Origin of the sequence: Rhodococcus sp. Z13 (assembly GCF_025837095.1) — a bacterium.
In the GTDB taxonomy this organism is placed as follows: Bacteria; Actinomycetota; Actinomycetes; order Mycobacteriales; family Mycobacteriaceae; genus Rhodococcus; species Rhodococcus sacchari.
Genome location: NZ_CP107551.1, coordinates 2970161 through 2982848 on the forward strand (window position 1 = coordinate 2970161; position 12688 = coordinate 2982848).

Consider the following 12688-nt stretch of genomic DNA (forward strand, 5'->3'; position numbering starts at 1 on the left):
GGCGTGCACCGACCTGCTATTTGAGGTTCCCGGCGACCGCCTCGAACGCCGCGAACGCCGCCAGCTGATCGTCCTCGTCGAACCCCTTCGGCTTCTCCGACGGGTCCGGCCGATACAGCTGGAACCGGAACTTCCCGGCCTCCGCCCGATCCATCGGCTCGAGGATCGCCGCCTCCACCACATCGAGCACGGCGTGCATATCCGGCAGCTGCCGCAGCGGATCCGGTATGCCGGTGAGGATCAGCTTCGCCCGCACCGTCCGCCAGTGAGTCACCGCCGCCAGCGCGAGACTGACGACGGCCCGGTAGGGCGGGCGGTGCCGAGGGTCGCGATCCTCCTCATCACCTCCCCCAGCGACCGCACATCGAACGAGGACGCAGGATCGAGCATCACCACAAGCACACGTTCCCAGTCCTCCGGATGGAGATGATCCTGCACGAACACGGTGGTCATGTCGTTGCGGAACTGGGCGGTGGCCTTCGAGTTCGTCGCCGCCGTCAACGCCTTCAGCGCGGCCGGCCCCGGTTTGCGGGCCCGCACCGTCACCCCCTGCACCGTGATCTCGTGCCACCGATCGACCCCGGCCTCGAGATCGTCGATCTGCGAGTACAGGTCATCGTCCCCCGGTGGCGGGTCGTAGTCGATGCTCGGCGGTGGTGGCGCAGCAGGGGGTGGAGGTACGGGTCGTGAGGCCATACCCCGCAAGGTAGCCAGAGACGGTGAACGCTACAGCGCGGGATACGCGAACACGTCGAGCTGACTGGCACCGGTGTCGAGGTTCGACTCGGTCTCGGACAGCCCGCCCTGCGGGGTCCGATAGTCCCAGTAGTGCGACATGAACCGCAGCTCCGCCTTGAACTTCACCGTCTCCCCCGGCGTCAGCAGCACCCGATCCCCGAACAGCATCGTCCGCTCCGCCATCCGGGACTCGGCGATGACGTAGTAGGCGGTATCCAGCGCGGTCATGCCACGCTCGAACCCGATCCCGAACCGGGAGATCGCCGTCAGCGACGACGGATCCGCCGGCGACACCCCCGACGTCTGCCCGGCCTTCGTCTGAATGTAGCCGGAGCAGTTGCCTTGCAGGATGACCTTGCTGCCGGCGCGGGTCAGCAGCGCATACGCGTATTGGTTGATCGGGGTGGTGTTGGTCCACTGCACCTGGACCGAGTGCAAGAGCTCGTCTTTCGCGATCCCGTCGTTGATGTCGAATGTCAGCACGGTCGCGGGGGTGTAGTTGGTGGCGACGTGCCGCCACTGCATGTGGTCCTTCGGCCGCAGGTGCGTGCCGTCCACCAGCTCGAAGCTGCCCGAATCGATGCACGGGTCGGTCATCAGATACTCCCGCTCACCCAGGGGGACGCCCACAACCGCAGCCGCGCCCACCGTGCGTACATTTCATGCCGCGCCGAGTTCCCGGTGCGCCACTCCCCCGGTGTCGAATACAACGCTCGATACCGGAAGTGCACCGACTCGTCCGGCCCGATATAGCCGATGTCCACATTCGACACCCAGTCCGGGATGTCCCGGAACAGACGGCAGAACGACACCGTGGTCTCGGTGGACCGGTTGCGTTTGATCCGCGCCCCGAACCCCTTGTCGTTGGCCGCCGGGATCGGTGCCGCCGGAGAATCCCCGACATCGAACGACCATGCATCATCGAGGGTCACGGTGTTCGGGGTCGAGGTCACCAGCGACCGGGACGCCCGATGCACACTCATGTACAGATGCTGCGGGTCCCCCGTCGTGTTGGTCCACAGCAGGTCGGTGTCGATGAACGCCACCTGGTCCGGGGCCCGCTCCGTGGCCCCGTCCCGCCCGGAGGTGACCATCCGCTCGGCCACCATCCGCGGCAGCCACGACTCCGCCATCCCGGTGCCCCGGTTCGTCGACACCATGAACTCCGCGGTGCAGATCCTCAGCGACACGGTCGCCTCCCTCGTGTGTAGTCGTCCATCAGCGCATCACGTCGGTGTCTTGGGTGGGGAAGGCGATCAGCTGGATCCGGGTCGGATCGATGGTGCACGAGTGCACCGGGGTGTTGGCGTTGGCGTTGTTCGACCACGGCGGCGGCGTCCACAGGTTCGCCCGATAGTGGAACCGGAACGTGCTGCCCGGCGGCACCGGCCCGTACCAGTCCTCGGAGATCATCGCGTCCTCGAACAACCGCAGTAGCCCAGCCGGTGGCTGGGTGGTCACACCCGTCGACAGGTCCCCGCCACCACCCCCGGCGCCGAGATACTGGTTCGAGGTGTCCGGCACGATCGGGGTCTTGTCGATCGCGGTGGTGACACGGTCCCGCAACTGAGCCATGTTCGGCGCCGACACGAAGAACGTGCGGGCACCACGGTTGAGGCGCAGCAGGATCTGCGCCGGCAACGGGCTGGTGTTGGTCCACGATTGCACCCCGGAGTCGATCATCAATTTTCCCGGCAGTGAGGTCAGGGCCGAGAAGTTGCCGTTCCCGACCGAGGAGAACGACTGGTCGTAGACGTGCCGCGGTACCGACCACGGCTGCAACGCCAGCTCGCCATCGGTGATGTCGAGGTTGCGGGACACACAGACTTGCGCCATCAGTTCATCCGATCGGGAAGCGGGTCAGGGTCAGATAGGAGGCAACGGTGTTGTTGAGCACGGACGGGCCGAAGTTGCTCGTGCGGGATGTCCACACCCGGCAGGTGATCTCGGCCCCTGCCGGGAGCATCAGCACATCGGAGACCAGCAGAGTCGGCTCCATTTCCTCCTCCTCCGGCATCATCGGGGAGCGAGCCACCATCTGCGTCACCCCGTTCACGTCGAGCACGGCAGCGAAGCGGCCCTGGTACTCGTCGGCCTTCGACGCGGAGTAGTGCACCAGCCACATCCCGTCTTGCGGGATAGCGACCGACGACACCCCTGCCTCCGCCGCGAAGTCGGTGGTCTTGTGCACGAGGGTGTCCCAGGTGAACGCCGTGTAGGTGTTCGCGGGCATCGATTGGTTGGCGCGGCGCTCGAGCTTCAGATACGAGCCGGTGTCCGCGGTCACCACATCCGCGTCCCCCTCCCCGGCCGGGGGCACAGCGATGACGACACCACCACCGTTGACGTGGGAGGCGATCAGGTTGCCGGTTTCCGGGTCGGTGGCGAGCACCCACTCCCCGACCCGGGTGGACGACGGGTGCTCGACCTGCTCCAGCCGCCGCTGCGTGTTGCGCGCCCATTCGGCGTCGTCCTTGGGGGTTTTGACCTTCGCGGTACCGGTCATCCGACTCGACCCTCCTGCACAAGCTCGGACACGTCTTCGGTGTTCTGGACAGCGACGAGAGTCAGCTGCGTGTCGTAGCTCGACGACGACGCAACCACCTGCACCTGGTCGATCATCATCAGCTCGACCACCCCACTCGCCGTGACCCGCACACACTTGCCGGGCACGAGATCATCCACCGAGATCGGGGCCTGCGGATGCAGGGACGCACCGGACGGCACGACCAGCGAGTCCCGGATGGCGGAGACCTCGTTGGCATACAGGCGGGTCGCCTTCTGAATGTTCGACACCCCGAACAAATCGTCCATCGACACCAGGGTCTGCAGCCGCAACCCGGCCAATGGAGCCACCGCGGTCTGCGCCCAGTTCTGCCCCTGCACCCGCACGTCGTTGAAGGTGGAGGTGCCATCCCGCAGCCGCTCGATCTCCACCAGGAAATCGCACTCGTCCAGCTGCGCCACCGGGTCGGTGCCGAACTCGCCGAGGATGAACCGGCCGGACACCACCGTCCACGCCAACCCCAGCTTTGCGAGGTCGTCCATCATCTGGTGCAGCATCCGCGAATCCGAGGTGGCGGTGTAGGTGAACGCCTCGGTGACCCGCGGCAGCACGATCGGCTCCCCCGGGATCCGGTGCAGCTCGTTCATCGCCTGGATCAATCCCGCCGCGATCGACGTCGGGTCGGTCATCGACCACGTCTTCGAAATCGGCGAGCGGGTCCGCCACATGAACGTCGAAGGATCCTTCGCGGTGATCGTCGCTGTCTGCCGGCCGATCCGGATCTGCTGAATCGGGCCCTGCCACACACAGTGCAGCCCGTCCCATGCGGACACCCAGTGCACCCACGGCCGCAGATCCTCGAGCAGCTCCGGGTCAGCTTGCGGGGACACCGTCGCCGTCAGCCCGGACACCTCGTTGCGCTCCCGCGCCCACCGCACCTCGGACAACTGCTGACACACCAACTGCCCGAGATTACGTCCGTCCACGGTGTGGAAGGTCAAGGCGATGTCCTCCCAGAGTTGGGAGGGCGCTTCGACCTTGCGAATGACATCGAGGTCCGCGGAGATCGGGATCTCCCAGTCGACCTCGGCACCGATGTCGTATTTTTGGCCGACGTACATGTCCGCCGACGTCGACCACACCACCGGCCTGGACGCCTCGATCGGAGCCTGTTTCCCGACCAGCGCCTCGACGTCGAACCCGATGTCGACCGCATCCGCATCGATCCCGCGGCCCAGGCCGGCGGAGGCGCCGGTGTACCAGCCGATCTCCGGGTCCGACGACGCCGGATGGTTCTGCGTCGTCTGCACGTATTCCAGCCACCCGGACGCGTACAGGCCGAGGTAGCCGGTGTTGGAGATCTGGAGTTCGAGGGTGTCACCGGCCAGCACCGGCACGTTGAACACCTCACCGGTGGCGGTGCTCGTGGTCGGGGAGCCGATGACCTCGGTACCGTTCTTGACGACCCGGGCCTTCAGATCAGAGCTGGCGAGGAAGCTCTGCTGCCACCGGACAGTGCCAGCCCCAGCCTCGTTCATGACCAGCGCGTCGTTGACGATCACCGTGTCCGGGAACCCCGCCCGCACCGTCATCCCGGTGACCTTCGTCCACGTCCCACCACTGCTGATCAGTATGGTGCCGGATCTGGTCATGCCCATCGACGACACAGCAGGTCACCTCCTCCCAGACGGATCGAACGCAAAACGGCGGTCAGACAGCGATCGGACTGTTGCCCACAACGAGAGTGGTCATGGTCAGGGTGTCGCCGTTGACCACCGACCTCGGAGTGTTCAAACACCGCCGAGAACTGAAACGCCCCACCCGATGCGGCATCCCACACCGAGATGTGGGTGATCGTCTCGGTAGCAGTCATCGCCCACGACCCCGACATCGACGACAACGTCATCGACCCACCGGACGCGGCGTTCATCGTCGCCTCACGACGCGTGGTCACCACCGACGCATTCGCCGTCCCCGCCGCACCCGGATCCCCGGTGTGCAGCTTCACGAACAACCCCGCCGGCGGAGTCGGCGTCACACCACGCAGAAAGTTGAGGACGGTGTTCGCCAACGCCACACTGATTCCGGTCGCCATCTACTCGTCTCCCTCGTCCTCGACCTGATCCGCCATAGCTGCCGCCCAGGCGTCCGGATCCCGGATCACCTCGACCTCGGCCACCGCCTGCACCTGAACCGGCACCTGCGTCATGCGTCCCTCTCCCTCACATCGATCACCACGGAGTAATCCGCGCCAGGCGCGGCCTCGGCGACCAACTCCCAGCACATCATCGTGTCCAGCAGTGTGGGCCTCCACGGTGCACCGTCCGGAGTCCCGACGATCCCGACCTGCCGCTGCCGGGTCCCCTGCTGGTCGATATACGGGCGTCCGGTGATCGAGTCGGCGACCACCGTCATCCCGCCCGGCAGCCCCGACACCGACATCGGATACACCCTCGAGCACTGGTCCTCGTCCCCACACGGACGCCAGTAGAAGTTCACCGTCAGCGGGTCCTCCCCGTTGTTGGTGACCCGAATGTTGACCACCGCTTCCTCGCAGGCGGACACTGTCGCTGCCTGCAGCGTCCAGACCCGCCGCTCGATCGAGCACAGCGGAAGGCAGCCACCACACACCGGAATATCGGCGGCGCGGAGTTCCACCGTCGGCGGCACACACTCGGCGTTGTAGACGGTGGGCAGGTCACAGCTGCCGGTGTCGGTGCAGTCCGGGGCGTGCGCCCAGGTGATCGACTCCTCGCTGATCTCGTCCCACACCACCGTCTGCATGTTCTGCTGCCCGTACAGATACGGGTTGGTGCACACCATCTCCCACTCGACCCGGAACATCGACGCCTGCCGATGCCGGGCCCCACCCCCTTTGCCGGCCAGCTCCACGATCTTCGGGGACGAGGTGAGCACCACCCCCGTCGCGGTCCGCAGCAGCGACGCCGGATCCGCCGCTGACCCCGACGGATGCGCCTTGAAGAACTGCAGATCAGCGCCGCCACCGCGGGTGGCGTTACGGAGCAGACACGCCAGCCAGGTCAGCCCGTAGCGGGCACCGGCGTTCGAGCAGGCCACCAGCAGCGCCGAGAAGGTCACCGTGCGGCTGGCGTCCCGGGACGGCCCCGCGACCCCACCGAAACACACTGCTTCGGAGATCTGCCGTTCGATCGGGACGGTGTCGAGGCCGTCCACCTCCATCACCCACACCCCCGCGAACTCCGCGGACTCCGGCACCGCGGCGTTGTACCAGGGCGCCTCGTCCAGCCGGTAGGGCAGCTCGTGGTTGAGTTCGGCCGGCAGGTCCGGCCAGGTGTCGTCGTACGGGATCCGGATGTCGCACGCGCAGTCCATGACCGGCGCGATGTCCGTGTCGTTCGTCGGCACCACAGGGGCCAGGTGTGCGAGCAGCCGGGAGGAGTTGGCGAACTCCTGCCCGTCGATCGTGAACCACCCACGGAACGTCATCGAGTCCTCCTCAGCTGTTCAGCAGCGACAGCAGCCGGTCGTTGGTCTTCGCTGCAGGGTCGCTGCCGTGAACGTTGATCGACCCGACCTGCACCGTCTTCGACCCGGCGCCCGCACCACCGGTGCCGGAGATGGCATCGACCAGACGCTCGAACGCCGCGGTCTGCCGCGGCGACAGCACCCGCTCCGGCTGCACCGTGTTCTTCGGCAGCACACCGATGCCGTTGGCGATACCGCCCTGGTCGAAGCTGTCGATGGCCGCGCCGGCCGCGACCCCGATACCGGCGATGGCTGCCGCCGCCAACCCGGACAGCGCCATACCCACCAGGCCGCCGACAGCGACACCGATGGCGGCACCGATCGGACCGGCGATGGCCCCACCGATGGCTGCACCGATCAGCCCCGTGAGGATGCTGATCATGCCGGTCATGATCGCGGTGATCGCCGGCAGCACGACGTTCACGAGCAGATACCGCAGCACGCTCTTGATGAGCTCCCGGTTGATGCGGTTCTGCTCGGCGATCACCAGGTCCGTCGACGACGCAGACCGTTCGATCAGCGACGCGGTATCGGAGATCAGCTCGCCGGTGTCGGTGATGGTCTGGAACTCGTCACCACGGTAGGCGCGGATTTCCTCGGCCAGCCCGTAGATGGTGTCGCGAACCTCGATCTCCACCCCCGTAAGCCGGACGATCGTGTCGATGAGGGTGCCGCCGGAATTGTTCTCGTCCCCGAGCACACCCCGCGGGTTGTCGACCGACGACTTCTGCTGCTGCAGCGCCGCCTTGGCGATGTCGTTGCCGACCTGGATCAGCGACTGCGACACAGAATCCGTCACCGACTGGACCAGATTCCCCAGCTCGGTGACCAGGTCGAACGACGAGCCGGGCATCCCCACCGGGGCCGACGACTGGGTGGCGTCAGCAGTGGCGAGGTCCTTGACCGCCTCGGTGGTGGCATCCTGGCTTTCGATGACGTCGTCGGCGGATGCGGCCAGCGCGTCCTCGACGATGCCGAGAGCTCCGCGCATGGCGGTCTGCACCATCGGCCCGAGCACGCCACCGGAGAGTCGGTTGGCGAGGTCCACCAGCTGCGCCTCCAGCGCCCGGTACTGCTCGGCCTGCACGAGCTCCTGGCTGGAGGCGGTCCGCTGGAGTTCGCTCACCGTGTCGGACAGTAGCTCTCCCTGCTCGTCGAACCCGGCGCGGATCTCCTCCATGACCCGGATCTCGTCCGGGTCGATCGGGTCGGCCAGATCGATCGGCTTCGGGGCCAGCGCCCCGATGATGTCCCCCGCCACCTGAGCAGCCCCATCCCCGAGAGCGGTGACCACGGCGTCGCGCAGGTCGAGGACGGCGGCGATGAACGGGTGGTCCTCCTGCATCCCGTAGGACGACAAGGTGCCGTCGTAGTCGCCGTCCCGGACCAGGGTCTCCACCGACCCTGCCACATCCTGCACCGCCAGCGCGGTGTCCCGCATCGACAGCGCAGCGTCGATCAGCGGGTTGTCTTCCTGGATTCCGTAGCGGGACAGGACCCCGTCGTAGTCGCCCCGGCCGACCAGGCTGTCGATCGACTGGGCGACTTCACGGACGGACAGGACCGCATCCACCAGCGGGTGGTCCTCCTGGATTCCGTAGGCCGACAACACCCCGTCGTAGTCACCGCGGTGCACCAGATTGCCCACGGAGTCGGCGACGTCCCGCACCTCCACCACGGCCTCCCGCATCGACAGCACCGCGTCGATGAGCGGATGGTCTTCCTGGATCCCGAAGCGGGACAGGGTGCCGTCGTAATCACCCCGGTTGATCAGATTGTCGATCGACACCGCAACCTCACGCATGGTCAGCGCCGCATCGACCAGCGGGTGGTCCTCCTGGATACCGACCCGCGTCAGGCCACCGTCGTAGTCACCGCGGGCAAGCGCCTCAAGGGACCGCACGAGAATCTCGAACAGCTCGGTCTGCTGCGGGGACAAAACCCGTTCGGGGGCGATGATATTCTTCGGCAGGAACCCCTTTCCTCGGGCCAGACCGCCGGAGTCGAACGGGTTGAGCGCATCGAGCACCGACGACCCGAACCTCTTGGCTGAGGTCCACGCCGACGACAGCGCATCGCCGAGCCCGTCGATGACCTTTCCAGCGCCGTCGGTGACCGCGTCGACACCGGCGTCGAGGTACCGCGGGGGGATCTCCCTCCAGTGCGGAGGCGGGGATCCGACCGCCCCGACGATCAGACCCTTGATCGGGTCCGTGATCGCGGTCAGAACGTCGTGGACCTTCTGCACGAGGAACGAGCGCTGTTCCTCCGGGGACGGACCGATCGACATGCCCTCGCCCGGCTGGAAGAACCCGTTCGCGCCGATCGGCAGCGTGTACGTCGCCGCGAACGAACGGACGTCCGGCCCGGCACCGTAGTGCACGCCGCCGATGGATCCGCCGGACTCGACCCTGGCCGCGGCATACATGCCCGGCACCTCGCCGAGGACACCGGCGGTGTGTCCGCCACCGGGGCCACCGGGATCGTCGGTGACACCGATGGTGAACCCTGCACCGAGCCCCTTCGTGAACCCCTGCGGGCCGACCTGCGGATAGCCCGCGAAGTTCCCGGTGTACCAATATCGGCGCCACGGGTCGCCGCCGAGGATGACCGCGGCGATCGACGCCATGAAACCGGAGCAGTCGAACGAGGAGCCGGGGCCGGTGGGACCGGCCCACTGGTACGGCTTGCCGTGTTGCGACCGGGCGAACTCGTGGCCGCGGGCGAGCTGCAACATCCACGGCTCGACCTTGATCTCGCCGCCGTTCGCATACGCCGGGGCGTAGATCTTGTCGAACAACCCTTGTGGGTCGACGTTGCCGAAACCCTTGCGCTGGACCGCGGCCCCGTAGCTGGCGAGATTGTCGGCGCCGAGCTCGGATATGATCCGGCCGTTGTCCCATGTGAACGGGATGCCGCGCAGGATCATGTCGCGGATGGCGTAGAGGATGCCGTGGCCGCCGGCGGCGATGACTTCGGCGGCGGTGACCATGTGCTCGCCGTTCGAGCCCCACATCAGGACGTCGTCGCTGGTACCGGTGCCGGGGCCGACGATCCGGCCGCCCTTCCGGTACTCGGGAATCAGCGGCAACTCGGGTGCTTCCACGAGATTGGGGATGAACTCGCGGATCTTGTTCCAGGCGTTGCGGATGCCGTTGTTGTAGACGGTGCCGATCATGAAGTTGATGGGCTTGGCGAGGATGTTCCGCAACCCGTCCCACACGTTCTTGATGCCGTCGACGACGGTGCCGAAGAAGTCGCCGACGGACTGCAGCGCCGACTTCATCCCATCCCATGCGGGTTTGATGACGTTGTCGATGACCCACCGGATCGCGTCACCGATGCCGTTCCACACCGGGGTGATGACGTTGTTCCACAGCCACTCCGCCGCTGCACCGACCGCGTCCATCCCCGCCTTGAAGAAATCGAAGACCGGCATGATGACCGAGTTCCACACGAAGTTGATCGCGGCGCCGATGCCGTCCCAGGCGGGTTGGATGGCATTGGTCCACAGCCAGTTCGCTGCAGCGGCGAGGGCGTCGATCGCGGCCTTGAACGCGGTGAACACCACCGAGATGATGGTGTTCCAGACGGTGGAGATGATGTTGGCGATCCCCTGGAACACCGGGGAGACAACGTTGTTCCACAGGAACATCAGCACCGGCACGATGATCCCCATGACGACGGTCTGCCAGGCGTTGAAGATCGGCGAGATGACGTTGTTCCAGACTGCGGAGATCGCCGCAGAGATGGCGTTCCATACCGTCTGTACGACGCTGACGAGCCCGTTCCAGGCGCCGACGAGGACGTTCGAGATGAAGTCCCACATCGTCTGGAAGATCGGCTGGATGAACTCCCACGCTGCCGCGAACGCGGCCTTGATGGCTTCCCATGCGGTGCCGAGGAAGTCGACGAACTTCTGCCAGATTTCCCGACCCAGTTCGGTCTTGGTGAAGAACGCCACCAACGCCGCCACCAGCGCGCCGATGGCAACGATCACAATGCCGATCGGGTTCGCCGACATCGCGGCGTTCCACGCCCACTGGGCAGCGGTGGCGATGCCGGTCGCCGCGGCACCGGCGACCTGGGCGGCACGCATCGCGCCGGACGCAATCGCCGCCGCACCCATCGCGATCCGGTTGGCGGCCAGGGCTGCAGTGTTCCCGCCGGTGGCTGCGGTGGAGATTCCGAGGGCTACCGACGACAAGGCTGCCGCTGTCCGCATCGCCGCGTACGCACCGACCAGGGTTCCGAGGACCCCGGCGAGGATCTTCGCTGTGTCCTGGTTCTCCATGAAGTACTGGGCCACCCGGCCGAGTACGTCGATCAGTTCTGACTGGATCGTGTTCTTCAGCTTCTGGATCGCGACACTCGGACCGGAGTTCATGGTGTCGGCGGCCTGCTGCATCGCCCCTTCGAACCCAGCCATCGAACCGCTGGCCCCGGAGATAGCCTGCAGGAATCCGGGGATCTGGTCGACCGCCAGATCCTCCAGGGGAGTACCGAACAATGCGATCGCTGTGTTCGCCCGGTCTGCCGGGTCCTCGATCTCGAGCAGTCCCTGCACGGTCTTCTGCAGAGCCTCCTGTGCCCTCTCACCACCGGAGGCGATCATGTTCGACATCTCTTCCGCGTCGAGCCCGATCGCCTCGTAGGCCTCCGACGACGCCTTCGACATGTCAGAGCCGCGGATCGTGAATTCCTTCAGGGCGTCGCCCGTCTTGTCGAGCGCCCACTTGCCCTTGTCTGCGGCGTCGACCAGCAGTGAGAATGCCTCGTCCCCTTGGAATCCGAGGAGACGGAAGAACTCGCCATATTCGTTGATGATCTCCGGCAGTTCTTCGCGCATCGCCATCGGCACCCGAGCCCACGCCGTGGTCATCAGGTCGAACGCCTGAGTGCTGTCGTTCGCAAGCCCGTTGACGACAAGCTGGGAGGCGGTCTGCACTGCCTGCGTGACGTCGACGTCCCACGCGTTCGCGAAGGTTTGTGCCGCCGCTGCGATCTCATCGATCGCTTTCTCCCCCTCGAACCCTGCGGTGGAGAAGCTCGAAGCGACCGCGTCGATCGCAATCGTGGCCTCCTCCATCGAGGAGACAATGCCGGTCTTGAACAGGTTCCCGGCCATGTCGCCGTAGAACTCGGCCAGCTCGCCGGTGGCTTCGAGTCGGGCAGCGAGCTTCCGTTCCAGAGCGTCCTGCTCGATCGCCGCCCCCACGGTGTCCATCGCCGCCGAGATCCCGACGATTCCGGCTGCGACACCACCGAGCTTGCCGACCAACCCGTCCGCCGACGAGCCCAGCCCCTCGAACCGGCCACGAAGCTCGTCGGTGTCCCCCTCGGTCTGGTTCATCTCCCGCTGCACGTCGGAGATGGAGCGGAGCAGACCGTCCAGCTGGGTGGCATCGAGGCGCCGCAGAGTGCGTTCAGCGTGCGAGGCACCAGCTTCGATCTCGTTGCCGATCAACTCGCCAGCACGGTTTACCTCCCGCGCCAACGCCTGGAGCTGCCAGCGGTCCAGCTGCCGCAGGTGGTCCATTGCGTCGTCCGCGCCAGAAGCGATACGTGAGAGAGACGAGGCGTCGATGCGTTGCAGCGCTGTGGTCACCGACCGTGACGCCTGCTGCGCATCCTCGCTCATCTGGCGACTGCTGCGACGCGAGGACTCCGAGGTGCGTTGCGCCGCCTGCTCTGCCTGCTCAGCGGCCTCACGAGCAGCACGGGCGATGTCGGCGAAACCGGAGGTGTCGATGTTCCCGAAGGCGCCCTCGACCTGCCCCATCCCGGATCGGACGTTGCGGAGCACGTCACCCATCGCCGACTGCACGGCCCGTGTGATCTCGGTGGGCAGGTCGTTAGCGTCGACGGAGACACCGATGCTGATCGAGCCGCTGGGAGAAGTCACGCGGTCAGGCTAGAGACCGGCGGTGCAACCCC

10 protein-coding genes are annotated in these 12688 nt (G+C 66.4%); all 10 read right to left on the minus strand.

All coding sequences use genetic code 11. The features are described from left to right. Positions 1–16: 16 nt before the first annotated feature. Positions 17–274, minus strand: a complete 258-nt coding sequence (locus OED52_RS13570; protein ID WP_264151388.1) for a DUF7240 domain-containing protein — start codon at positions 272–274, stop codon at positions 17–19. Beyond that, a complete protein-coding gene (locus tag OED52_RS13575; RefSeq protein ID WP_264151389.1) occupies positions 271–696 on the minus strand; it encodes a hypothetical protein in 426 nt (141 codons plus the stop codon). Before OED52_RS13575 ends, OED52_RS13570 begins: the two co-directional genes overlap by 4 nt. 30 nt (positions 697–726) lie before the next feature. Next, positions 727–1335 (minus strand): DUF7172 family protein, encoded by a 609-nt coding sequence (locus tag OED52_RS13580; protein ID WP_264151390.1) that lies wholly within the window; start codon positions 1333–1335, stop codon positions 727–729. Beyond that, complete coding sequence (locus OED52_RS13585; RefSeq protein WP_264151391.1) at positions 1335–1928, minus strand: DUF7172 family protein; 594 nt, start codon at positions 1926–1928, stop codon at positions 1335–1337. The genes OED52_RS13580 and OED52_RS13585 overlap by 1 nt, the downstream gene beginning before the upstream one ends. 28 nt (positions 1929–1956) lie before the next feature. Further along, positions 1957–2574 (minus strand): DUF7172 family protein, encoded by a 618-nt coding sequence (locus tag OED52_RS13590; RefSeq protein WP_264151392.1) that lies wholly within the window; start codon positions 2572–2574, stop codon positions 1957–1959. Between the two features lie 4 nt (positions 2575–2578). Beyond that, a complete protein-coding gene (locus OED52_RS13595; RefSeq protein WP_264151393.1) occupies positions 2579–3244 on the minus strand; it encodes a hypothetical protein in 666 nt (221 codons plus the stop codon). Beyond that, positions 3241–4896 carry a hypothetical protein gene (locus tag OED52_RS13600; protein WP_264151394.1) on the minus strand — a complete coding sequence of 552 codons (1656 nt, stop codon included), beginning with the start codon at positions 4894–4896 and terminating at the stop codon, positions 3241–3243. The genes OED52_RS13595 and OED52_RS13600 overlap by 4 nt, the downstream gene beginning before the upstream one ends. Then, positions 4893–5339, minus strand: a complete 447-nt coding sequence (locus tag OED52_RS13605) for a phage tail fiber protein (RefSeq protein WP_264151395.1) — start codon at positions 5337–5339, stop codon at positions 4893–4895. The genes OED52_RS13600 and OED52_RS13605 overlap by 4 nt, the downstream gene beginning before the upstream one ends. Positions 5340–5449: 110 nt before the next feature. Continuing rightward, entirely contained in the window at positions 5450–6712 is a 1263-nt protein-coding gene (locus tag OED52_RS13610) for a sugar transferase (protein WP_264151396.1), read from the minus strand. Between the two features lie 10 nt (positions 6713–6722). Further along, entirely contained in the window at positions 6723–12656 is a 5934-nt protein-coding gene (locus OED52_RS13615; protein ID WP_264151397.1) for a phage tail tape measure protein, read from the minus strand. Positions 12657–12688 lie beyond the last annotated feature (32 nt).